Here is a 22,575-nt window from a genome sequence, read left to right as displayed (position 1 = left end):
GCGCACCCTTTCGCTAATGCGGCGGCGCTTTAGGGGCGCTGCGCGGCGATGCAAAGCCGAATGTCGGTCCCGCCGAACAGGAATTTCTTGTGACCGACACATTGTGGCTGGAGGTGGACGGCCTGACCGTCGACGTTTTGACCGGCATCTATTCCGAAGAAACGCACCTGCCGCAGCCGCTGCGCATCTCGGTGCGCGCAAAGCTGGCAATGGCCGATCATTATGATCCGACGACCCCGCTCAGCCGCTCGAAAAATTACATGCACCTGAAATTCGCGGCGACCGAGGGCATTCCGAAGGACGTGCATTTCGTGCTGATCGAAAGCGTCGCCGACCATATCATCGACACGCTGTTCCTGCAGGACGAAAAGGTCGAGGAGGTCGAGGTCAAGATCGTCAAACTCGCGATCGCCGAGGAAGGCGAGCAGATCGGCATCACGATGCGGCGGAGCCGCAAGTGACGCAGAAGCTCGCTCTCGTCACGGGTGGACTCCACCGCGTCGGCGCGGCGATTTCGGCGCGGCTGGCGCGCGAGGGCTATGCGCTGGCGATCCACAAGCGCAGCCCGGGCGAGGCCGATCCGGTGCTGGCCGAGGCGCTGGCCGAGACGGCGGCGGTGAGTCACCGTTTTGCCGCCGACCTGGCCGATCCGGCGGCGGTTGACGCGCTGGTCCCGGCGGTAATCGACAAGTTCGGCCGCGCGCCCGACCTGCTCGTCAACAATGCCGCGCTGTTCGCCGAGGGCGAGTGGACCGACCTGTCCGCCGCGACGTTGGCCAAGATGATGCAGGTCAATTTGTCTGCGCCGGTGATGCTGACAAAGGCGCTGGTTGCGGCGAGCGAGGGCAAGCGACCCGCAATCGTCAATATCGTCGATCAACGCGTCGTCCACCCGGTGCCCGACCAGATAGCGTACAGCCTGTCGAAATCGGCGCTGTGGCAGGCGACCGCGACGCTGGCGGTCGCATTCGGCGGTCGCGCGCGAGTCAATGCCGTCGCGCCCGGGCTGACGATGGCGACCGAGGATTATTCGGCGGCGCAGGTCGGGCGGCTGGCGAAGCGCATGCCGCTCGGCGCGCTGCCAACGCCGGCGCAGGTTGCCGATGCCGTCGTTTATCTGGCGCGCGCCGAGGCGGTGACGGGACAGACGATCTTCGTCGACGGCGGCGCGCATCTGGCGCCGCTGGGGCGCGATTTTGTGGCGTTGGAGCGGGATTGACCAATCGCGTCCCCGCGAAGGCGGGGACCCATCTCCGGTGGGCTCGAATTGGCACCGGCAGGTGATGGGCCCCCGCCTTCGCGGGGGCACACCAAATTATTGACGTATCAATAAATATGCACCGCCTTGGTCACCAGATAGCCGTCGAGCCCCTCGGGACCGCTTTCGCTGCCGAAGCCCGATTCCTTGATCCCGCCGAACGGCATGTCGAGCGTCGAGATGACGAAGCTGTTCACCCCGACCATGCCGCTTTCGATGGTATCGACGATGCGGTTGATGCGACGGCCGTTCTCGGTGAAGGCGAAGGCCGCGAGGCCATAGGGTAGCCGGTTCGCCTGTTCGAGCGCCTCCTCCTCGGTGCCGAACGGGCGGATCAGCGCCATCGGGCCGAAGGGTTCGTTGTTCATCGCCGCGGCGTCGATCGGCACGTCGGCGATCGCGGTCGGCTGGAAGAAATAGCCGTTTCCGGTCGCCTCGCCGCCCGCGATGACGCGCGCGCCCTTGGCTTTGGCGTCGGCGACCAAAGCTTCAAGCGCGGGCACGCGGCGCGCGTTGGCGAGCGGGCCCATTTGCGTATCGGCATCAAGGCCGCTGCCGATCTTCACTTTCGCCGTGCGCTCGGCAAAGCCCTTCACAAAGGCGTCGTAGATGCCCTGCTGGACATAGAAACGCGTCGGCGAGATGCAGACCTGTCCGGCGTTGCGGAACTTCTGCCATACGACCTTGTCGAGCGTGCTCTCGAGGTCGCAGTCGTCGAAAATCAGCACCGGGGCATGACCGCCAAGCTCCATCGTGATCCGCTTCACGCCGTCGGCGGCGAGCTTCATCAGATGCTTGCCGACCGCGGTCGAGCCGGTGAAGCTGACCTTGCGGATCACCGGGCTGGCGAGCAGGTGGCGGCTGATCATGTCGGGGTCGCCATAGACGAGCTGGACGACGTCGCCGGGGATGCCGGCATCGGCGATGCAGCGCATGATCGCGCTGGTGCAGCCGGGGGTTTCCTCGGGCGCTTTCGCGATCACGACGCAGCCCGCGGCGAGCGCGGGGGCGATCTTCTTCACCATCAGATTGACCGGGAAGTTCCACGGGCTGAAGCCCGCGACCGGGCCGACCGGATGCTTGGTGACCATCGCACGCTGGCCGACGGGGCGCTGGAGGACGCGGCCCTCGATGCGTTTGCCCTGCTCGGCGAAATAGGCGAACAGCCCAGCGGCCGAAAGCACCTCGCCGCGCGCCTCGGCGATCGGCTTGCCCTGTTCGAGCGTCAGCAAGGTCGCGATATGCTCGACGCGCTCGCGGATCAGCCCTGCGGCCTTGTGCATCAGCGCGGCGCGCTCGTCGGGGGTCTTGGCGCGCCAGGCGGGCCACCCGCGCTCCGCAGCGGCGAGCGCTTCGTCGAGGTCGGCCGCGGTCGCGACCGGCAGCTCGGCGATCGTGCCCGCGGTTGCGGGATTGTACACCGGCCGCTCGTCGCGCCCTTCGCCGCTCCGCCAGGCGCCGTTGATGAAGAGCTGGAGGTCGGCGTCGTAGGTCGCGGTCATGGGGGATTTCCTGCCTGATCCGTTCGCATCGAGCGAAGTCGAGATGCCCCTCGACCTTGCTCCACGCCGATGCGTGTCTCGACTTCGCTCGACACGAACGGAAATGGGTGTTCAGATAGCGCTCATATAAGGCCGCTCAGCGATAGTTAAAGCTGATGCTGATGCGATCCTTCTTGGCGGCATTGGGCATCACCTCGTGCCGCAGCCAGCTTTCCCACAGGAAGACGCGGCCCGCCGCGGGTTCGGCGTAGATGAAGGGACGCTGATGCTCCGGCGCATCGTCGGTGCGGCCGGGCGCGGCCATCAGCATCGGCAGGCGCGGGTCTTCGAGCTTCAGCGCGCCCGATCCTGGCGGAACGGCGACATAGAAGGTTCCCGACACGATGCTGTGCGGATGGATGTGGCCGCTGTGGGTGCCGCCGGGCTTCAGGACATTGACCCACAGGCTGTCGAGCCTCAGCGGCTTGGCGAGGTCGAAATGGCTCGCCCTGGCGAAGGCTTTGACCTCCTTGTCGAGCAGCCTCTTGAGGTCATGGAAAGCCGGGTCGCGTTCGGGCAGGTCGCCGAGGCTCGCGTAGCTGGTATAGCCTTTGTAGCCATGCTCGCGGCTCCACGCACGGCCCGCGCCATCCTCTTCGGCGAACAGGCGGCAGCTTTCCTCCAGCTCTGCGAGCAGGTCGGGGGTGCCGATATCGGCCTCGTAAAAATTGGTGGCGAAGAGCGTGCGAACGGGCATGATGGGCGCAAAGCATAGGAAACGCGCGAGAGCAAGGAGAGACGCTGCCGCTTGAGTCGTCATGCCGGACTTGATCCGGCATCCATTCCGCCCGCCGAGGCCTTGATGGACCCCGGATCAAGTCCGGGGTGACGAAAAAGAAGCAGCAGCGAACGACCCGGACCCCGCAACAACGAGCAAAGAGGGAGACGAGGATGGCCGAGTTTGAACTGATCGCCGACGGATTGCGCTTCCCCGAGGGGCCGGTCGTGATGGACGATGGCAGCGTCATCGTGACCGAGATCGCCCCCGGGCGGATCACGCGTTGCTGGCCGGGCGGACGGAAAGAGATCATCGCGACCCCCGGCGGCGGCCCCAACGGCCTCGCGATCGGCCCCGACGGCAAGCTCTATTGCTGCAACAACGGCGGCTTCAATTATGTCGAATCGAACGGCTATCTGGCGCCGCACGGGATCGCCGACGACTATTCGGGCGGACGGATCGAACGGATCGACATCGAGACCGGAGCGGTCGAGGTGCTGTATCAGACCGGCGACCATGGCGTCGTGCTGCGCGGCCCGAACGACATCATGTTCGATGCGCACGGCGGCTTCTGGTTCACCGACCATGGCAAGGTCGACTATGCGAAGCGCTGCCATGACATCGTCGGCATCTTCTATGCCAAGGCCGACGGCAGCTTCATCGAGGAAGTGATCTTCCCGAGCTATAATCCGAACGGCATCGGGATCTCGCCCGACGGAACCAAACTCTATGCGGCAGAGACCTACACCTGCCGCCTGACGCAGTTCAACATTATCGCCCCCGGCAAGGTCGATGATGCCGCGGGGCCGGGCGGCCCCGGCATCCCGCTCTATCGCCCCGCGGGCTATAAATTCTTCGACAGCCTCGCGATGGAAGCGAACGGCAATATCTGCGTCGCGACGATCGGCGAGTGCGGGATATCGGTCGTCGGCCCCGATGGCGCGCTCGTCGAATTTGTCGAGACCGACGACATTTTCACGACCAACATCGCCTTCGGTGGAGCCGATATGCAGGACGCCTATCTCACCCTGTCGGGGTCTGGCCGGCTAGTGAAGACGCGGTGGAAGCGTCCGGGGTTGAAGCTCCAGCACTGACTTTGGCTGGGGAGGCGAGGATGAAGATATTCGCGGCCGCCGTTCTGCTCGCGGCAACGCCAGCAAGCGCACAGGTGCTGACCGCCGACCAGGCCGATGCGATCGTCAAGGGCTGCGCGGCGCACGCGCGTGCGAAGGGACAGAGCCATGCGATCGCGGTCGTCGATCTTGGCGGCCATCCCGTCGCGACATGGCGGATGGACGGCAATGCCTTCGGGATAATGGACTTCTCACTGGAGAAAGCCCGCGCGGTCGCCGCATGGGGCTTTCCGACCAGCGGGATGGAAGAAGCGGCGAAGGGCACGCCGGGCTTCGCCGATGCGCCGCACGTCGTCACGGTGCCCGGTGGTGTGCCTATCTTCAGCGCCGACGGACGCACGCGGCTCGGCGGGGTCGGCGCATCGGGCGAAGCGCCCGCCGACGATGCGGCTTGCGCCGCCGCCGGGATCGCGGCAGCAGGGCTGAAGTCGGAGCGCGCCCGCTGACCCTGATGGCGCGCCGTTCGCAACGGGGAGCGCCACGATGCATGAGGAAACACACGCCGTTACGCGAATCGGCTGGCTGCGCGCGGCGATTCTGGGCGCCAATGACGGGATTGTTTCGACCGCGAGCCTGATCGCGGGCGTCGCCGCGGCGGGTGCCTCCGAATCGTCGATCCTCGTCACCGGCACCGCGGGGCTTGTCGCGGGCGCGATGTCGATGGCAGCGGGCGAATATGTCTCGGTGAGCTCGCAGGGCGATGCGGAAAAGGCCGACATCGAACTCGAAAAGCTCCACCTCGCGAACGATCCCGAGTTCGAACTGGAGGAACTGACGCAAATCTACGAGGAGCGCGGGCTCGACCGCGCGCTTGCCGAGCAGGTCGCGGTGCAGCTCACCGCGCACAACGCACTTGATACCCATTTGCGTGACGAACTCGGCTTGACGGAGGCGGCGGCGGCGCGACCCATTCAGGCGGCGATCGCGTCGGCCGCAAGCTTTTCGGTCGGCGCCGCGCTGCCACTCGCGACGGTGTTTTTCGACCATGGAGGCTCGCTGCCATGGACCGTATCGGGGGCGTCGCTGATCTTCCTGGCGCTCCTCGGCGCGCTCGGCGCGTGGGCAGGCAACGCGCCGATGCTGCGGCCGGTCGTGCGCGTGACCTTCTGGGGCGCGATGGCAATGGCGACGACGATCGCGATCGGGTCGCTGTTCGGGGCGGTCGCCTAGCGCCGCTCCAGCCATTCGCGCAGCGCCAGCGCATTGTTCCGCTCGGCGCTCTTCGCGGCGTAGAGTAGGGTCACCGGTCCTGCATCCGCCGCGGCATCGAGTGTGAACAGCGCCGCCTTCATTTCTTCGCCACCCGCGTCGAGCTCGGCGAAATAGTCGAGGCGAAAGGCGTCCCAGGCCTCGTCCGAATCGGCGGTCCCGCCATGATAGCGTTTGCGCAAGCCATCGCTCGGCGACAGCGGCTTCAGCCAGGCGGAAAGCGCGGCCTTTTCCTTCGACACGCCGCGCGGCCAGAGCCGGTCGACGAGGAAGCGCGCGCCGTCGCCTGCCTCGGCCGCGTCATGAATGCGCTTTACCGCGATTGTAACTGGCTGTTCCATCTGCAAGACTATCGGCGATCCCGCGGCTGCGGGCAAGATATCGGAGGGGTCCGGACATGACTTGGGCGATCGACATCGACCGTGACGACGTGAAGCAGGCCAGCCTGGTCGACGACCCCTCGCCGCCGCTCGCGCCCGGGCAGGTCCGGGTGCATCTCGACAGCTATGCGATGACCGCGAACAACATCACCTATGCGGTGTTCGGGAAGCCCGCGGGGCTGTTCGGCCCAGATAAAAATGGGAGGGATCAGGGCTATTGGGATTTCTTCGCCGAGCGCGGCGAACCGGGCCGCCTTCCGGTCTGGGGGTTCGCGACGGTGACCGAAAGCGCGGCCGAGGGCATCGCGCCCGGCGACCGCTTCTACGGCTATTATCCGATGGCCGAGACGGCCGTGCTGACCGCCGGGAATGTCGGCCCCGGCGGCTTTACCGACGTAACGCCGCGCCGCACCACGCTGCCGCCCATCTACAATCATTACCAGCGGATCGAGGCGCTGCACGACTATCGCGCCGCCGATCATGATTATTGGCCGGTGTTCCGCCCGCTGTTCCTGACCGGCTGGCTGATCGCCGACCAGTTCGAGGATGAGGGCGACTATGGCGCCGAGCAGATATTGATCGCGAGCGCGTCGAGCAAGACCGCGATCGGGCTTGGCTTTTCGCTGAAGCAGCGGCCCGAGCCGCGGCCCGAAATCGTCGGCCTGACCAGCGCTGCGAATGTCGAAGCGCTGGCCGCGCAGAATATCTACGACCGCGTCATCAGCTATGATCAGATCATGACGCTGAGCGCCGGGGCGCCCTCGGCCCTCGTCGACATGGCGGGCAATGGCGCGGTGACGCGCAGCGTCCACAGCCATTTCGGGGGGCAGCTCAAGGCGTCGATCATCGTCGGCAAGTCGCATTGGGACGCGCAGGCCGATGTCGAAGGCCTGCCCGGCCCCGAGCGGCAGGGCTTCTTCGCCCCCGGTCGCAGCCAGAAGCGCATCGCCGACTGGGGCGGCGCGGTGTTCGGGCAGAAGATTGCCGAAGCCTGGCTGGGCTTCATGGAGGTCGCGCCGCAGCTGGCGCGGATCGACAAGCGCAGCGGCGGAGAAGCCGCACTGGATGCTTACAAGGAAATGCTGTCGGGTCGCGCCGATCCCAAGGCAGGGATCATCGTCGAACCCTAGCTTATACCGCCATTCGGCACACGGCGGCCTGCAAATGGCTCGCCAAGAACCAAATGGCGGTACAAGCTGCTCCCTGAAAGGACCAGATATGCTTCGTTCGCTTTCCCTCGCCGTCGCGGCCGCGCTGTTGCTGCCCGCCGCCGCCCATGCCGAAACCAAGCCCGCGACCGCGCCGCGCAAGACCGACCTCGCCGACCGCGTTGCCGGCACCTACAAGGGTGACGTGATCTCCGACGCGCGCGGTTCGTCGAAGAGTGGTGTCACGATCACCGTCACGCGCGTCGGACCGAACAAGGTCGAAGTGAAGTCGAGCTATGCACGCATCCCGACCGTGACGATCCCCCTCGAAAAGGCGATGGACGCGATCCTCGCAGCGAGCGGGCCCTATGTCTTCCTGATCGACACGGTGCGCTCGCCCGACCGGCTCGACCTGACGATCGACGATGCGAGCTGGTCGGGCAATCGGGTGAAGTAGCGCAACGACGCGCGACCGGATTGACGTTAACGTCAATCTCGGCTCTAGCCGCCGCATGTCTCGCTACACCCATGTCATCTTCGATTTCGGCGGCGTCATCACCGCTTCGCCCTTCGAGGCGTTCAACCGGCTGGAGGCCGAGCGCGGGCTGCCGCACGACTTCGTGCGCCGGGTCAATGCGACCAACCCCGACGACAATGCCTGGGCGAAGTTCGAGCGCGCCGAGATCGACGCCGCGGCGTTCGACGCGCTGTTCGCCGAGGAAGCGCGCGCGCTGGGGCACGAGCTCGAGGGCGAAGCGGTGCTCGCAGTGATCGCGGGCGCGGTCCGCCCGGCGATGGTTGCCGCGCTCGATACGCTGAAGAACAGCGGCTTCACCATCGCGTGCATCACGAACAACGTCCCCGGCGGCAAGATGGGCATCCGCGGTGCGGGGATGACGCGCAGCGCGGAAGCGGCGATCGAGGTCGCCGACATCATGGCGCGCTTTGCGCATGTCATCGAATCGAGCAAGGCGGGGGTACGCAAGCCCGACCCGCGCATCTATCAGATGATGTGCGAGGCGCTGGGCGCCCACCCCGCGAACTGCGTCTATCTCGACGACCTCGGCATCAACTGCAAACCCGCGAGCCAGCTCGGCATGCACGCGATCAAGGTGACGAGCGGCGAACAGGCGCTCGCCGATCTGTCGGCGGTGCTGGAACTGCCCTTACCCTGAAATCGCGCGCCCGGTTTACTCGACCTAGTGCGCGAGCAGCAGCGGGAAGCGGCCGCTCGTGACCAGATATTGCGTCACCCCGCCGAACAGCGTTTCGCGAAGGCGGCTCTTGCCGAACGCGCCCATGACGATCAGCCCGGCGCCCATCGCCTCGGCCGCCTTTTCGAGCGCCTCCTCGACCGTCACGCCGCCGCGCTCGACGATCCGCGCCTCGGCATGGATATCGTGGCGCGAGAGATAGGTCAGCGCGTCGGTCGCGGGAAAGCTGCCGTCGTCCTTGCCCACCGAGACCAGCTCGACGCGCCGCCCGGCGAGCAGCGGGATCGCGGCGCGCAGCGCGTTCGCAGCCTCTGCGCTGCCGTTCCACGCCACCATTGCGGGAGCGTCGAGGTCGGGCCGTCGGCCCTCGCGCGGCAGCGCGAGCACCGGCGCTGCGGCGGCGATCGCGAGGTCGCCAGCGAGCATCGACGGCTCGCCGACCCCGCTACCGGGTTTGCCGGGAAGGCTGACCACGGCGAGATCGGCAAAGGCCGCCGCCGCCGCGAGCGACCCGACGATGTCGCCGTCGGCAGTGACGATATCCCATGGCACATCTTCGCCGCCGAGCCGCGCCGACAGCGCGGCTTCGAGCGCGGCATCGTCGGCCTGCGCCTTCGCCATCGCCTCGGCGAGGACATAGCTGCCGCCGAAGGGATCGACGGCGACGAACTGCCGGAACGGCGTCGCGATCAGCAGCGTCAGATGCGCGCGCAGACGCCGTGCGATGTCGAGCGCGGTCTGCAGGCGGACTTCATTGGCTTTGTCATGATCGGCATGGACGAGAATCGAACGCATGGCAGACTCCTTTGGTGTCGGCCCTTGATGGGCCCACCGCCGCCGCCGATCATTGACCGGCGTCAAAATTGAGGCGGCACGGAAAGGCTGAGCAGCGCCGCGCGCTCGAAGATGCGCGCAAGCACGGGCTCGCTGTCGGACACGCGCATTGCGACATGAAAAGCGACGGGCGCGAGTACCGGCATTTCCGAAAGCTCTACCAGCGCGCCTGCGGCGACCTCTGCCCGCGCCATCGGTTCGGGAAAGATGCCGACTCCGCCGCCCGCCTTCGCGATATCGATCATCGTGCGCGCGTTGTTGCAGAGATTGAGCGATTCCTGCGCGATCCGCGATGCCTCGATCGCATCGCGCATCCGGCCGTGGATCGGCGAGTGGCTGGCGAGCGACCAGACCGGAAGCTGCGCCTCGCCCGCTGCGAACGCCGCCGCGACCGCGGGGCTCGCCAGCCACATCAGCGCGACCTCGCCGATCGGCTGGGTCTTGAGCGCCGGGTGCGCGATCGGTCCCGCGGCGAAGGCGATGTCGGTGCGCCCCGTCAGCAGTTGCTGGATCAGGTTCGCGGTCAGATCGATCTCGATCTCCAGCCCGACATTCGGCATGTCGGCCTTGAGGTCGGCAACGAAGGCGGGCAGGCAGCTTGCCGCCGCGATCTCGCCCGCCCCGATCCGCACCACTCCGCTCGCCTCGGCAAAACCGCCGCTGCCGAGTAAGGCGACCTGCATGTCGCGGAGCAAGGGATCGCAGTCGCGCACCAGCTTGCGCCCCGCCGCGGTCAGCGACATCGTGCGCCCGTCGCGGCGGAACAGCCTTGTTCCCAGTCGTTGTTCGAGCTCGCGCATTCGTGCCGATACCGCGGGCTGCGTCGTGTTGAGCCGCTCGGCGGCCGCGGAGAAGGTCCCGAGCCGATCGATCCAGAGCAGGGTTTCGAGGTGATAGAGCGAGACGCGACTGATAGACATTGTTTATGCATAATCGAAAATTAGAAAAATTAGAATTGATGGATCAAATGCGCCAATCTCGCGCGCGATCACTCATCAAGGAGGCTGTTTCATGGGGAACAAGCGCTATTCCGACGCCGCCGCCGCACTCGAAGGACTGCTCTTCGACGGCATGCACATTTGCGCGGGCGGCTTCGGCCTTTGCGGCATCCCCGAACGGCTGATCGACGCGATCCGCGACGCGGGCACGAAAGACCTCATCATCGCGAGCAACAATGCCGGGATCGACGGCGAAGGGCTCGGCAAGCTGCTCCGCACGCGGCAGGTCAAGAAGATGATCTCGTCTTACGTGGGCGAGAACAAGGAATTCGAGCGGCAATATCTGGCGGGCGAGCTCGAGGTCGAATTCTGCCCGCAGGGCACGCTGGCCGAGCGTTGCCGCGCCGGCGGCGCGGGCATCCCCGGCTTCTACACCAAGACCGGTGTCGGCACGCTCGTCGCCGACGGCAAGGAAGTGAAGAGCTTCGACGGGCAGGATTATATCCTCGAACGCGGCATCTTCGCCGACCTCGCGATCATCAAGGGGTGGAAGGCCGACGAGAGCGGCAACCTCATTTTCCGAAAGACCGCGCGCAACTTCAACCAGCCGATGGCGACCGCGGCGAAAATCTGCGTCGCCGAGGTCGAGGAAATCGTGCCGACCGGCAGCCTCGATCCCGACAGCATCCACCTGCCCGGCATCTATGTGAAGCGCATGATCGTCGGCGCGCCCTATGACAAGAAGATCGAATTCCGCACGACGCGCCCGCGCGAGACCGCGTGATGCGCAGCTTAGCCCTTACTGCCGCGCTGCTCCTTGCCGGGTGCGCGAGCGCGCCGGCAGAGGTAGCGACGGCTCCGGCTCCGCCGCCCGCCCCCCTGCCGGCACCCGCTCCCGCTGAGGCTGCCAAGCCGCCGGTAGCGTTGCAATATCTCTATGGCTCGCCCGAGGCGGCGGTCGCGGTGCGTGCGACCAATGCACGGATCGCCGATTATGGTCTGTGGCGGATCAAGGCGCGGCCGAAGGACAGCGTCGTGCTGGCGCAGGGCGCGGGCGTGGACGCCCCGGCGTTCGAGCCTTGCGGGAACAAGCCCTTCGCCGCGGTGTTCGATGCCGACGAGACGTTGATCTGGAACCTCGGCCCCATGCGCTATTTCGCCGAGCGGGGCACCGCTTTCGATCCGAAAATCTGGGACCAGTGGGAAAAGACCGGCGCGGGCAAGGCGGTCGCGATGCCGGGCAGCGTCGATATGGTGCACGCCCTGCGCGCGGCGGGCATAACCGTCATCGTCAATACCAACCGCAGCGCCGCCAATGCCAAGGGCAGCGAGGATACGCTGCGCGCCGCCGGGCTCGGCGAGTTCAAGCATGGCGAGACCCTGTTCCTGATGGGCGATGACGCCGGCGGGTCGAGCAAGGACGGGCGACGCGCCACCATCGCGTCGAAATATTGCGTGATCATCCTCGGCGGCGACCAGCTCGGCGATTTCAGCCAGCAGTTCAACGTGAAGGATCTGCCCGCCGCACAGCGGATGGCGCTCGCGACGAGCACTGGCGCTACCGCACTCTGGGACAAGGGCTGGTTCCTGTTCCCCAATCCCGTCTATGGCCCATGGGAGAAACTGGGCTGGGACGACGCTTTCCCCTCCGACAAGCAATGGGAGCCGAGCCGATGAGCTGGACGCGTGATGACATGGCGGCGCGCGCCGCGAAGGAACTGCAGGACGGCTATTACGTCAACCTCGGCATCGGCATCCCGACCTTGGTCGCGAACCATATCCCCGAGGGGATGGAAGTGACGCTGCAGTCGGAAAACGGGATGCTCGGCATCGGCCCCTTCCCCTTCGAGGGCGAAGAGGACGCCGACCTGATCAACGCCGGCAAGCAGACGATCAGCGAATTGCCGCAATCGGCCTATTTCGGGTCGGAGCAGAGCTTTGCGATGATCCGCGGCGGGCACATCGACCTGACCGTGCTCGGCGCGATGGAAGTCGCAGAAAACGGCGACATCGCCAACTGGATGATCCCCGGCAAGATGATCAAGGGGATGGGCGGCGCGATGGACCTGGTGGCGGGGGTCAAGAAGATCATCGTCGTGATGGAGCATAACGCCAAGGACGGCAGCCCGAAGTTCATCCCCGAATGCACCTTGCCGCTGACCGGCAAGAATGTCGTCGACATGATCATCACCGACCTCGCGGTGTTCAAGCGCGACGATCATGACAGCCCGTTCAGGCTGATCGAACTCGCGCCGGGGGTGACGGCCGAGGACGTCGCGGCAAAGACAACCGCGCATTATATTGCCTGACCTCGCGGCCAGCCCCAGCGCGACCTGGCTGCTCGTCGGCGGATGGCTCTCGGTGGCGGCGGCGTTGCTGCACATTGCCTGCATCTTCGGCGGGCCCGACTGGTACCGCTTCTTCGGCGCCGGCGAAGCCATGGCGCGCGCCGCGGCGCGCGGCGACTGGCGGCCGGCGCTGATCACGCTGGGCATAGCGGCGGCATTGCTTGTCTGGGCCGCTTATGCCTTTTCGGGCGCCGGATCGCTGCCGCGCCTGCCGCTGCTGCGCCCGGGCCTTGTCGTCATTACCGCCATCTACCTGCTGCGCGGCCTGTTGTTCGTGCCGGTCAACCTGGTCCGGCACAGCCACAGCGCCGAATTCGCGCTATGGTCGTCGGCGATCGTACTGGTCTTAGGCGCCGTCCACGCCGCCGGTACGATCAAAGCCTGGGGATATCTTGCGCCCTGATCCCCGGCGGGGGTGACGGAGGGACAAGTCGCGGCTAAGACGGCGGCCACAGATAGGGTCGCAGTTTAGTCACGAGTCCATGAAGCGCGTTATTGTAAGTCTGATTGCGGTGGCCGCGCTGGTATCGGCCGGCTGGTTCGGCGTTCGCGCCTTTGGCAGCAGCCAACCGCTCGCCAGCATCCCGATCCCGTTCCGGGCGGCCGAAAACCTGCCCGACACGCCCGCCGAATGGCAGGGGCGGATCGATTACAAGACGCTCGACCGTCAGCTCGCCGAGCTGGCGCGGCGTCCCGAAATGGCAGGGCTCGCGGTCGCGGTGGTCGAGGACGGCAAATTGCGCTTTGTCCGCGCCTATGGCGTCGCCGACAAGTCAACCGGGACGCCAGTCACGCTGCAGACCCTGTTCCGCTGGGCCTCGGTCTCGAAGACCGCGACGGGCGCGATGGCGGCGGCGATGGCGAAGCAAGGTACCGTCGATCTCGACCATCCGGTCGCCGACTGGCGCAGTTCCCTGCGCCTGCCGGGCGGCGCCGAAGCGCGGATCACGCTGGCCGATGTGCTGTCGCAGCGCACGGGCCTGACCAAAAACGCCTATGACGAAAAGCTGGAAGAGGGACAGGATCCCGCGCAGCTGCGCGCGGGCCTTTCCGCCGCGCCCCTGCAATGCGAGCCTGGCACCTGCCACACCTATCAGAATATCGCCTTCGACACCGCAAGCGAGGTTCTGGCGAAGGCGGCGCACAAGCCGTTCGGCGACGCGGTCGAGGATCGCCTGTTCCTGCCGCTCGGCATGGTCAGCGCAGGTTACGGGATGGAACGGCTGACGGGCGCGAAGGACTGGGCGCGCCCGCATCGCGGCGCACAGGTCCTCCCCGCCAAGGCAGCCTATTGGCGCGTCCCCGCCGCCGCGGGGGTCGAAAGCGATATCGTCGATTTCGCGACGTGGATGCAGGCGATGATGGGGAACCGCCCCGATGTGCTGCCTGCCCGCGTGTTGCAGATCGCGCATCACCCCCGCGTTGACACCGACCGCCTGTATGGGGGTTCGTTGCGGCAGGCGATCAGCGATGCCGGCTACGGGCTCGGCTGGCGGAGCTTCAGCTATGACGGCCACCGGCTCGAGGGGCATTCGGGTGCGGTGTCGGGCTACCGCGCGACGATGATTTTCGAACCGGCCACGAAGACGGGCGTCGTCGCGCTGTGGAACAGCGATTGGGGCTTTCCCTTCCGCATCCCGTTTGCGGCGATCGACAGTTATCACGGGCGCGCGGACGCCGCCTGGCTCGACCTCAGCGAACTGCCCCCGGCGACTGGCGGCGCGGCGGGGGCCGGGCCGGTCACCGCGAGCCTCAAAAAGTAGCGCACGCCTTCCCTGCCCCGTGTATCGGGCGCGTCAAGGCGAAGAGGAGAATCATCGATGCGCGTGCTGCTTACCGGATCGTCGGGCTGGCTCGGGCGCACTCTCGCCCCGCTGCTGACTGAAAACGGCCATGCGGTGACCGGGCTCGATGTCGTGCCCGGCACCCATACGCAGGTGATCGGAACGGTCGCCGACCGAACGCTGATCGACCGGACGATGGGCGAGCATGGGATCGAGGCGATCATCCACGGCGGCGCGCTGCACAAGCCCGATATCGTCCGCTATCCGCGGCAGGCCTTTATCGACGTCAACGTGACGGGCACGCTCAACCTGATCGAGGCGGCGGTCGCAGCCGGGAACGACCGCTTCCTCTTCACCTCGACCACCTCGCTGATGGTGCGCGCCGACGTGCGCGAAGGCGCGGGCGCGCATGGCGCGTGGTGGATGGACGAGGATTTCGGTCCGCTCGAGCCGCGCAACATCTATGGCATCACCAAGCTTGCCGCCGAGCAGGCGGTGAGGCTGGTGCACCGCGAGCATGGCATCCATGCCCTGATCCTGCGCACCGGGCGCTTCTTTCCCGAGGATGACGACACCCATGCGGTCCCGAGTGGGCCGAACCTGAAAGCGAACGAACTGCTGGGCCGCCGCCTGACCGTCGAGGATGCCGCCGCGGCGCATCTCGCCGCGCTGGAAGCCGCGCCGCGGATCGGCTGCGACACCTTCATCCTCTCGGCCCCGCCGCCTTTCGTGCGTGAAGATGCCGAAGAGTTGGCGCGCGATGCCCGCGCCGTGATCGCGCGCCATTTTCCCGATGCGGCCGAACTTTATGCGGCCGAAAATTGGGTGCTCCCCGAGACCATCGACCGCGTGTACGATCCGTCGCGTGCCGAGCGCCGCTTCGGCTGGCGGGCGGAAACCGACTTCGGCAGCGTGCTGACCGCACTGCGTAACCGGACGCCGCTCCCCTTCGCGCATGACCCCGGCTACACCTCTCCCCTCGCCCGTCAGGAGCGCGACGCATGTATGTGCTGATCACCGCCAACCGCAATTATTCGAGCTGGTCGCTGCGGCCGTGGGTGCTGATGCGCGCGCTGGGCCTATCGTTCGAGGACCGGATCGAGCCCTTCGCCAAGCCCGTGAATTACGAGGCGTTCCGCAGCTTCTCGCCGACCGGCCAGGTTCCGGCGCTGCTGCACGAAGGGCGCACCATCTATGACTCGCTCGGCATCGCGCTCTATCTTGCCGACCGGCACGCGGGCGTGTGGCCCGCCGATCCGGACGCGCGCGCCTGGGCGCAGTGCGCGGCGGCGGAGATGCACAGCGGTTTTGCGGCGCTGCGCAACGATTGCACGATGAATGTCGGGGTGCGCGTTACGCCGAAGCCGATGTCGGATGCGCTGCGCAGCAACGTGGCGCGTATCCGTGAGCTGTTCGAGGAGGGCCTCGGGAGGTTTGGCGGGCCGTGGCTGGCAGGGACCGACTTCTCAGCCGTCGACGCCTTTTTCGCACCGGTCGCCTTCCGCATCCGCACTTACGGCCTCGACGTCGGTGCCGGGCAGGCATGGGTCGACCATGTGCTGGCGCATCCCGCGATGGTCGAATGGGAGCGGCAGGCGCTGCTGGAAACGTGGCGCGAGGAGAGTCATGAAGCCGAATTGGCGGCAGCGGGCGTCATCACGGCGGATTACCGGACGGGTTAGGAAACATCCGCATCCCCGAGCGAAGACGAGGGGCTTTGCCGAGCGAAGTCGAGGCAGCGACCGCACGGGTTCTCGCTTCGCTCGAACGGGCCCCTCGTCTTCGCTCGGGGAGACGGCGTTTTGGTCATTCGGTCAGCGCCTCGCGCACCACGGCAACCCCAGCTTCGCGCTGCGCCCTCAATTCGGCCTTGAGCTTCGCGGGATCGCGCGCGAGCACGAAACCGAAGCTCACCCCGCCCTCCTTGCCGATCGTCGCATGGTGGAGCTTGTGCGCCTGCACCAGGCGCTTGGCATAGCCGCGGCGCGGCACCCAGCGGAAATAGCGCTGATGGACCAGCCCGTCGTGCACCAGCGTGTAGATGATGCCGTAGAAAAGGATGCCGAGCCCGATCCATGTCCCCGGCTCCCAAGCCGAATCGCCGAGGATCATCGGGCTGCCGATCGCGAACATCGCAATGCTCATCGCCGCGCCGACGATGGCGAAGAGATCATTTTTCTCCAGAATGCGGTCGTGCGGTTCATGATGGTCGCGGTGCCATGCCCAGCCGAAGCCGTGCATGATATATTTGTGGCTCGCCCAGGCGACGCCCTCCATCGCCGCGACGGTGGCAAGAATGAGCAGGATGATCGCGAGCGTCGACATAGGGGGATTATAGGCTTGTTACGGCAACAGCGCCATCATCTCTCGTCGCCCCGGACTTGATCGGAAGTCCCACTGATCAGCGTCGCAAAGCGGGATGCCGGATCGAGTCCGGCATGACGAAGAAAGGATGGTCGTGCGACCGAAAATTGCGTTTTTGTGTCCCACTCGCTTGCATTGTTATCCGACTGGCGTAAGTGAACCGGCATGACCCGGCCCCGCACACTCTACGAGAAAATCTGGGACGCGCATGTCGTCGAACAGCGCCCCGACGGTACCTGCCTGATCTTCATCGACCGCCATCTCGTCCATGAAGTCACCAGCCCGCAGGCCTTCGCGGGGCTCCGCGCAAGCGGGCGAACCGTCCGCCGTCCCGACCTGACGCTGGCGGTGCCCGACCACAATCTGCCGACGACGGCGCGCAAGGATGCGGCCGGAAACAAGCTGCCGATCGCCGATCCCGAGAGCGCGGCGCAGCTGGCGGCGCTCGAGACGAACGCGCCCGAGTTCGGCATCCGCTACATCGACGCGGTCGCGCCCGAACAGGGCATCGTCCATGTCGTCGGCCCCGAGCAGGGCTTTTCGCTGCCCGGCACGACGATCGTGTGCGGCGACAGCCATACCGCGTGCCACGGCGGCATCGGCGCGCTCGCCTTCGGCATCGGGACGAGCGAGGTCGAGCATGTGCTGGCCACGCAGACCTTGCTGTTACAGCCCGCGAAGACGATGGAAGTCCGCGTCGAGGGCGAGGTCGGCCCCGGCGTGACCGCGAAAGACATCATCCTTCACATCACCGGCACGATCGGCGCCGCGGGCGGCACCGGCCATGTCATAGAATATACCGGCAGCGCAATCCGCGCGCTCAGCATCGAGGGCCGGCTGACGGTCAGCAACATGGCGATCGAGGGCGGCGCCCGCGCAGGGCTGATCGCGCCCGACGAGACGACCTTCGCCTATCTCAAGGGTCGCCCCTATGCGCCCAGGGGCGCCGACTGGGACGCGGCGGTCGCCTACTGGAAAGGCCTCGCGACCGATCCCGGCGCGACCTATGACAAGACTGTCGTGATCGACGCCGCCGATATCGCGCCCAGCGTGACCTGGGGTACCAGCCCCGAGGATGTCGTCCCGATCACCGGTACCGTCCCCGACCCTGCGAGCTTCGCCGATCCGTCGAAGCAGGCCGCGGCCGCCAAGTCGCTCGCTTACATGGGCCTCGAACCCGGCACGCGAATGCAGGACGTCAGAATCGAGAATATCTTCATCGGCAGCTGCACCAACAGCCGCATTGAGGACATGCGCGCCGCCGCCGCGATCGTGAAGGGCCGCAAGAAGGCCGACAACGTCAAATGGGCGATCGTCGTCCCCGGCTCGGGCCTCGTGAAGGCGCAGGCCGAGGCCGAGGGGCTCGACCGCATCTTCACCGACGCCGGCCTCGAATGGCGCGAGCCGGGGTGCTCGGCCTGTCTCGCGATGAACCCCGACAAGGTGCCCGCGGGCGAACGCTGCGCCAGCACGAGCAACCGCAATTTCGTCGGCCGGCAGGGGCCCGGCAGCCGCACGCATCTGGTCAGCCCCGCAATGGCGGCGGCGGCGGCGGTGACCGGCAGGCTCACCGATGTGCGGGAGTTGATGGCATGACGCCGATCGAGAACGTCGAAGGCCGCGCGATCCCGCTCGGCCTCAAGAACGTCGACACCGACGTCATCATCCCGGCGCACTGGCTGAAAACCACCAGCCGCGAGGGCATGGGCAAGGGCGCGTTCGAGACGCTGCGGGCCGATCCCGACAATCTGTTCGACAGCGCCGAATATAAGGGCGCGCCGATCCTGATCGCGGGCGACAATTTCGGGTGCGGGTCGAGCCGCGAGCATGCGGCCTGGGCGCTCGGCGACCTGGGCATCCGCGTCGTGATCGCGCCGAGCTATTCGGACATTTTCTCTGGCAACGCGGTCAAGAACGGCATCCTGCCCGTGGTGCTGCCGCAAGCGGCGATCGACCGGCTGATGGAGGTCGCACAGACCGATCCGCTGCACGTCGACCTCGACACCCAGACGGTGACCACGCCGTTCCAGGACCGATTTGTCTTCGAGATCGATCCGTTCCGCAAGATGTGCCTGCTCGAAGGGCTCGACGAGATTTCGCTCACCGAAATGAGCGACGCCGCGATCGGCGCCTATGAAGCGAAGCTCGATGCCGAGCGGCCGTGGATGCGGCCCGCCGCCTGATAATCAAACAGAGGAGAAGATGATGAAGGCTCTCTTGTCGACCGCAACCGGCGGCCCCGAAACGCTCGCCCTTGGCGAACTGCCGCGCCCGACCGCGGGCAAGGGCCAGATCGTGATCGATGTGAAGGCCTGCGCGGTCAACTTCCCCGACGTGCTGATCATCGAGGATAAATATCAGTTCAAACCCGAACGCCCCTTCGCGCCCGGTGGCGAAGTTGCCGGTCTCGTCGCCGAGGTCGGCGAAGGCGTGACCGAATTCAAGGTCGGCGACCGCGTCATCGCGGGCTGCGGCAACGGCGGCATGTCCGAAGCGGTCGCGGTGTCGGTCCACAATGTCTATCACCTGCCCGAAAGCCATGGTTTCGCAGAGGGCGCGTCGCTGCTGATGACCTATGGCACCAGCATCCATGCGCTCGTCGATCGCGGGCATATCGAGGAAGGTGATACGCTGCTCGTGCTCGGTGCATCGGGCGGCGTCGGCATTGCCGCGGTCGAGCTCGGCAAGGCATTCGGCGCACGCGTCGTCGCGGGCGTGTCGAGCGAGGAGAAGGGCGAGATCGCGCGTCAGGCGGGCGCCGACGAGGTCGTCGTCTATGGCCGCCAGCCGTTCGACAAGGACCAGTCGAAAGAGCTCGCCAACAAGTTCAAGGAAGCGGTCGGTCCCAATGGCGCGAACGTCATTTATGACGCGGTCGGGGGCGACTATGCCGAGCCTGCGCTGCGGTCGATCGCATGGGAGGGCCGCTATCTCGTGGTCGGCTTCCCCGCGGGCATCCCGCGTCTGCCGCTCAACCTGACCCTGCTCAAGAGCTGCGACGTCGCGGGCGTCTTCTGGGGCGCGTTCGTGATGCGCGAACCGGCGCGCAACCGCGCCAATATCGCGCGGCTGTTCCAGCTGTGGGAACAGGGCAAGATCAAGCCGCGCGTCACCGAAAGCTTCGCGCTCGCCGACGGCGGCAAGGCGATCGCCAAGCTCGGCGACCGGACCGCGGTCGGCAAGCTGGTCGTCACCGTCTGAAATATCGCCCCGACCCCGCGCTGACCGCGGCGCTGCGCATCCTTGCAGCGCCGGGCCGGCTGGAGGTGCGCGTGACGCCGGGCGCGCGGCGCGACGAGGTGCGGATCGTCGAGGGCGCGGTGCAGGTGCGGGTCACCGCGCCGCCCGCCGACGGCGCCGCCAATGACGCAGTGCTGGCCGTGCTGGCGGCAGCATTGGACCTTCCGCGGCGCGATCTGACCCTGCTGCGCGGGGCGGCGGCGCGGATCAAGCTGATCGGAATCGCACTCGACTGATCGCATCGCCGCGGCCCGGTTAACCCTTTGTCAGGGCTGTTTGTCTATGACCGGAGGCTGGACAATCGGGACCATTGGGTGTGGGTGATGGCGACTCGCCGCTCGAAAGAAGACACTATGCAAAACGCGAGTCTCGCGAACATATCGCGCACCCGCCGCGCGCAGCTGGTGGCCGAGTTCGAAAGCGAGCTCGGCATCGACTATAAGGCCCGCGCCAAGGCCGCCTATGAAGCCAAAAGGTGGCAGATTATCAAGACGATCATCGTCTGGACGATCGCGGTGATGTTCTTCACCATCGCCTGCCACAAGCTGTGGGTCATGGGCGAACAGGTCAAGGAGCCCTTCGCCGACATCAATCCGTCGAAAAGCCTGTTCGGCAGCGAATAGGGCGCCCCGGCCCGCGGCCGGGGCATCGCGCCAATCCGTCCTAGTAAACGCGCGCCTTCGGCTTGATATATTCGGCGTCGTCGGTCAGCGTATATTCGTGGACCGGGCGGTAATCGAGGCGGACGCCGCCGCCCTTGCCGCCCCAGCCGTCGAACCAGCTGATCGTGTGCTTCATCCACACCGTGTCATCGCGGTTGGGGAAATCCTCGTGCGCGTGGGCGCCGCGGCTTTCCTTGCGGTTGTACGCCGAATGCATCGTCACTGTCGCCTGCGCGATCAGATTGTCGAGCTCGAGCGTTTCGACGAGGTCGGTGTTCCAGATCAGGCTGCGGTCGGCGACATGGACGTCGTTCATGCGGCTGTAGGTCTTGGCGAGCTTTTCCTTGCCCTCGGCCATCAGCTCGTCGGTGCGGAACACCGCCGCATGCTGCGACATCGCGCGCTGCATCTCGGTGCGGATTTCCGCGGTCGGCGAACCGCCATTGGCGTTGCGGAAATGGTCGAGGCGGCCGAGCGCCAGATCGGCGCTGTCCTTCGGCAGCGGCGCCTGCGCCGCGCCGGGGGTGAGGATTTCCTTGAGGCGGTGGCCCGTCGCGCGGCCGAACACGACGAGGTCGATCAGACTGTTCGAGCCGAGACGGTTCGCGCCGTGGACCGACACGCAGGCGGCCTCACCGACCGCGAACAGGCCGGGAACCACGGAGTCGGGGTTGCCATCCTTCAGCGTGACGACTTCGCCATGATAGTTACAGGGGATGCCGCCCATATTGTAATGGACCGTCGGCACGACCGGCAGCGGCTGGCGCGTGAGGTCGACGCCCGCGAAAATCTTGCCGCTTTCGGTGATCCCCGGCAGACGCTCGGCGAGCACCGCGGGATCGATATGGTCGAGGTGGAGATAGATGTGGTCGGCGTGCGGACCGACGCCGCGGCCTTCGCGGATTTCGAGCGCCATCGAGCGCGAAACGACGTCGCGCGACGCAAGATCCTTCGCCGAGGGCGCATAGCGCTCCATGAAACGCTCGCCTTCGGAGTTCGTCAGATATCCGCCCTCGCCGCGCGCACCCTCGGTGATGAGCACGCCCGCGCCATAGATGCCGGTCGGGTGGAACTGGACGAATTCCATGTCCTGCAGCGGCAGGCCCGCGCGCAGCACCATGCCGCCGCCGTCGCCGGTGCAGGTATGCGCCGAGGTCGCGGTGAAATAGCAGCGGCCATAGCCGCCCGTCGCGAGGACGACCGCCTGGCTGCGGAAGCGGTGGATGCTGCCATCCTCCATGCACAGCGCGATCACGCCGCGGCACGCGCCGTCTTCCATGATCAGGTCGAGCGCGAAATATTCGATGAAGAAGTCCGCGTCATATTTCAGCGACTGCTGATAGAGCGCGTGGAGCATCGCATGACCGGTGCGGTCGGCCGCGGCGCAGGTGCGCTGGACCGGCGGGCCTTCGCCCATATTCTGCATATGGCCGCCGAACGGGCGCTGGTAGATCGTGCCGTTGGCGTTGCGGCTGAACGGCACGCCGGCATGTTCGAGCTCGTACACCGCGGCGGGCGCCTCGCGCACCATATATTCGATCGCGTCCTGGTCGCCGAGCCAGTCGGAGCCCTTGACGGTGTCGTACATATGCCACTGCCAATGGTCGGGGCTGTTATTGCCGAGCGAGGCGGCGATGCCGCCCTGCGCCGCGACGGTGTGGCTGCGCGTCGGGAACACCTTGGTAATGCACGCGGTCTTGAGGCCGGCTTCGGCGCTGCCCATCGTGGCGCGCAGGCCCGAGCCGCCGGCGCCGACGACGACGGTGTCGTAGATATGGTCGATGATCTTGTAGGCTTCGGTCAT

27 protein-coding genes are annotated in these 22,575 nt (G+C 66.4%); 20 read left to right on the top strand and 7 right to left on the bottom strand.

What is annotated here, in order from left to right; genetic code table 11:
• The first annotated feature begins 89 nt into the window (after positions 1-89).
• Both QOL68_RS01700 and QOL68_RS01695 read left to right on the top strand, forming a co-directional pair.
• Complete coding sequence (locus QOL68_RS01700; RefSeq protein ID WP_058456990.1) at positions 90-461, top strand: dihydroneopterin aldolase; 372 nt, start codon at positions 90-92, stop codon at positions 459-461.
• A complete protein-coding gene (locus QOL68_RS01695; protein ID WP_282946371.1) occupies positions 458-1,219 on the top strand; it encodes an SDR family oxidoreductase in 762 nt (253 codons plus the stop codon). The genes QOL68_RS01700 and QOL68_RS01695 overlap by 4 nt, the downstream gene beginning before the upstream one ends.
• Before the next feature lie 107 nt (positions 1,220-1,326).
• Here QOL68_RS01695 and QOL68_RS01690 read toward each other — a convergent pair whose 3' ends face one another.
• Positions 1,327-2,760 (bottom strand): NAD-dependent succinate-semialdehyde dehydrogenase, encoded by a 1,434-nt coding sequence (locus QOL68_RS01690; RefSeq protein ID WP_282946369.1) that lies wholly within the window; start codon positions 2,758-2,760, stop codon positions 1,327-1,329.
• Positions 2,761-2,896: 136 nt separating this feature from the next.
• Positions 2,897-3,496, bottom strand: coding sequence for a TIGR02466 family protein (locus tag QOL68_RS01685; RefSeq protein ID WP_282946367.1), 600 nt, complete (start codon positions 3,494-3,496; stop codon positions 2,897-2,899).
• Positions 3,497-3,690: 194 nt separating this feature from the next.
• Here QOL68_RS01685 and QOL68_RS01680 point away from each other — a divergent pair, with 194 nt between their 5' ends.
• The 3 genes from QOL68_RS01680 to QOL68_RS01670 are packed head-to-tail and all read left to right on the top strand — an operon-like array spanning position 3,691 to position 5,820.
• A complete protein-coding gene (locus QOL68_RS01680; protein ID WP_204992564.1) occupies positions 3,691-4,611 on the top strand; it encodes an SMP-30/gluconolactonase/LRE family protein in 921 nt (306 codons plus the stop codon).
• A 20-nt stretch (positions 4,612-4,631) separates the two neighbouring features.
• Complete coding sequence (locus tag QOL68_RS01675) at positions 4,632-5,096, top strand: GlcG/HbpS family heme-binding protein (RefSeq protein WP_282946364.1); 465 nt, start codon at positions 4,632-4,634, stop codon at positions 5,094-5,096.
• Between the two features lie 37 nt (positions 5,097-5,133).
• Positions 5,134-5,820: a VIT1/CCC1 transporter family protein gene (locus QOL68_RS01670; protein WP_204992562.1), complete on the top strand. Its 687-nt coding sequence runs from the start codon at positions 5,134-5,136 to the stop codon at positions 5,818-5,820.
• Here QOL68_RS01670 and QOL68_RS01665 read toward each other — a convergent pair.
• Complete coding sequence (locus tag QOL68_RS01665) at positions 5,817-6,200, bottom strand: DUF488 domain-containing protein (RefSeq protein WP_204992561.1); 384 nt, start codon at positions 6,198-6,200, stop codon at positions 5,817-5,819. The genes QOL68_RS01670 and QOL68_RS01665 overlap by 4 nt on opposite strands.
• Positions 6,201-6,256: 56 nt before the next feature.
• Between QOL68_RS01665 and QOL68_RS01660 the strand changes: the two genes are divergently transcribed.
• The 3 genes from QOL68_RS01660 to QOL68_RS01650 all read left to right on the top strand — a co-directional run bounded on the left by QOL68_RS01660 (position 6,257) and on the right by QOL68_RS01650 (position 8,562).
• Entirely contained in the window at positions 6,257-7,369 is a 1,113-nt protein-coding gene (locus tag QOL68_RS01660) for a DUF2855 family protein (RefSeq protein WP_282946359.1), read from the top strand.
• An 88-nt stretch (positions 7,370-7,457) separates the two neighbouring features.
• Complete coding sequence (locus QOL68_RS01655; protein WP_282946357.1) at positions 7,458-7,844, top strand: hypothetical protein; 387 nt, start codon at positions 7,458-7,460, stop codon at positions 7,842-7,844.
• 55 nt (positions 7,845-7,899) lie between these two features.
• Positions 7,900-8,562, top strand: a complete 663-nt coding sequence (locus QOL68_RS01650; RefSeq protein WP_282946355.1) for an HAD-IA family hydrolase — start codon at positions 7,900-7,902, stop codon at positions 8,560-8,562.
• 24 nt (positions 8,563-8,586) lie between these two features.
• On the opposite strand, the gene QOL68_RS01645 is transcribed toward QOL68_RS01650, so the two are convergent.
• Together QOL68_RS01645 and QOL68_RS01640 are read right to left on the bottom strand one after the other, a co-directional pair.
• Positions 8,587-9,396, bottom strand: a complete 810-nt coding sequence (locus QOL68_RS01645) for a universal stress protein (protein ID WP_282946353.1) — start codon at positions 9,394-9,396, stop codon at positions 8,587-8,589.
• A 62-nt stretch (positions 9,397-9,458) separates the two neighbouring features.
• Entirely contained in the window at positions 9,459-10,355 is an 897-nt protein-coding gene (locus QOL68_RS01640; RefSeq protein WP_282946351.1) for a LysR family transcriptional regulator, read from the bottom strand.
• A 91-nt stretch (positions 10,356-10,446) separates the two neighbouring features.
• Here QOL68_RS01640 and QOL68_RS01635 point away from each other — a divergent pair, with 91 nt between their 5' ends.
• The 7 genes from QOL68_RS01635 (at position 10,447) to QOL68_RS01605 (ending at position 16,187) form a co-directional block, all read left to right on the top strand.
• Entirely contained in the window at positions 10,447-11,157 is a 711-nt protein-coding gene (locus tag QOL68_RS01635; protein WP_282946349.1) for a CoA transferase subunit A, read from the top strand.
• Positions 11,157-12,050, top strand: coding sequence for an HAD family acid phosphatase (locus QOL68_RS01630; protein ID WP_282946347.1), 894 nt, complete (start codon positions 11,157-11,159; stop codon positions 12,048-12,050). The genes QOL68_RS01635 and QOL68_RS01630 overlap by 1 nt, the downstream gene beginning before the upstream one ends.
• Positions 12,047-12,682 carry a CoA transferase subunit B gene (locus QOL68_RS01625; protein ID WP_058457034.1) on the top strand — a complete coding sequence of 212 codons (636 nt, stop codon included), beginning with the start codon at positions 12,047-12,049 and terminating at the stop codon, positions 12,680-12,682. Before QOL68_RS01630 ends, QOL68_RS01625 begins: the two co-directional genes overlap by 4 nt.
• On the top strand, positions 12,675-13,124 hold the full coding sequence (locus QOL68_RS01620; protein WP_282946342.1) for a hypothetical protein: 450 nt from the start codon (positions 12,675-12,677) through the stop codon (positions 13,122-13,124). Before QOL68_RS01625 ends, QOL68_RS01620 begins: the two co-directional genes overlap by 8 nt.
• A gap of 79 nt (positions 13,125-13,203) precedes the next feature.
• Positions 13,204-14,484, top strand: a complete 1,281-nt coding sequence (locus tag QOL68_RS01615; protein ID WP_282946340.1) for a serine hydrolase domain-containing protein — start codon at positions 13,204-13,206, stop codon at positions 14,482-14,484.
• Between the two features lie 57 nt (positions 14,485-14,541).
• Complete coding sequence (locus tag QOL68_RS01610) at positions 14,542-15,519, top strand: NAD-dependent epimerase/dehydratase family protein (RefSeq protein ID WP_282946338.1); 978 nt, start codon at positions 14,542-14,544, stop codon at positions 15,517-15,519.
• Complete coding sequence (locus tag QOL68_RS01605) at positions 15,507-16,187, top strand: glutathione S-transferase N-terminal domain-containing protein (RefSeq protein WP_282946336.1); 681 nt, start codon at positions 15,507-15,509, stop codon at positions 16,185-16,187. Before QOL68_RS01610 ends, QOL68_RS01605 begins: the two co-directional genes overlap by 13 nt.
• A 124-nt stretch (positions 16,188-16,311) precedes the next feature.
• On the opposite strand, the gene QOL68_RS01600 is transcribed toward QOL68_RS01605, so the two are convergent.
• Positions 16,312-16,830 (bottom strand): sterol desaturase family protein, encoded by a 519-nt coding sequence (locus QOL68_RS01600; protein ID WP_282946334.1) that lies wholly within the window; start codon positions 16,828-16,830, stop codon positions 16,312-16,314.
• Positions 16,831-17,034: 204 nt separating this feature from the next.
• Between QOL68_RS01600 and leuC the strand changes: the two genes are divergently transcribed.
• The 5 genes from leuC to QOL68_RS01575 all read left to right on the top strand — a co-directional run bounded on the left by leuC (position 17,035) and on the right by QOL68_RS01575 (position 20,732).
• Positions 17,035-18,465, top strand: a complete 1,431-nt coding sequence (gene leuC / locus QOL68_RS01595; protein WP_282946332.1) for a 3-isopropylmalate dehydratase large subunit — start codon at positions 17,035-17,037, stop codon at positions 18,463-18,465.
• Complete coding sequence (leuD, locus tag QOL68_RS01590; protein ID WP_282946330.1) at positions 18,462-19,052, top strand: 3-isopropylmalate dehydratase small subunit; 591 nt, start codon at positions 18,462-18,464, stop codon at positions 19,050-19,052. The genes leuC and leuD overlap by 4 nt, the downstream gene beginning before the upstream one ends.
• 22 nt (positions 19,053-19,074) lie before the next feature.
• Positions 19,075-20,070 (top strand): NADPH:quinone oxidoreductase family protein, encoded by a 996-nt coding sequence (locus tag QOL68_RS01585; RefSeq protein WP_282946328.1) that lies wholly within the window; start codon positions 19,075-19,077, stop codon positions 20,068-20,070.
• A 65-nt stretch (positions 20,071-20,135) separates the two neighbouring features.
• Complete coding sequence (locus QOL68_RS01580) at positions 20,136-20,345, top strand: DUF167 domain-containing protein (RefSeq protein ID WP_231728999.1); 210 nt, start codon at positions 20,136-20,138, stop codon at positions 20,343-20,345.
• A gap of 117 nt (positions 20,346-20,462) precedes the next feature.
• Positions 20,463-20,732, top strand: coding sequence for a hypothetical protein (locus QOL68_RS01575; protein ID WP_231729000.1), 270 nt, complete (start codon positions 20,463-20,465; stop codon positions 20,730-20,732).
• A gap of 40 nt (positions 20,733-20,772) precedes the next feature.
• Here the strand turns inward: QOL68_RS01575 and sdhA are convergent, their stop codons facing one another.
• On the bottom strand, positions 20,773-22,575 hold the full coding sequence (sdhA, locus tag QOL68_RS01570; RefSeq protein WP_282946322.1) for a succinate dehydrogenase flavoprotein subunit: 1,803 nt from the start codon (positions 22,573-22,575) through the stop codon (positions 20,773-20,775).

The organism is Sphingopyxis sp. Geo25, assembly GCF_949769135.1.
In the GTDB taxonomy this organism is placed as follows: domain Bacteria; phylum Pseudomonadota; class Alphaproteobacteria; order Sphingomonadales; family Sphingomonadaceae; genus Sphingopyxis.
This window is presented reverse-complemented; position numbering and strand designations above follow the sequence as displayed.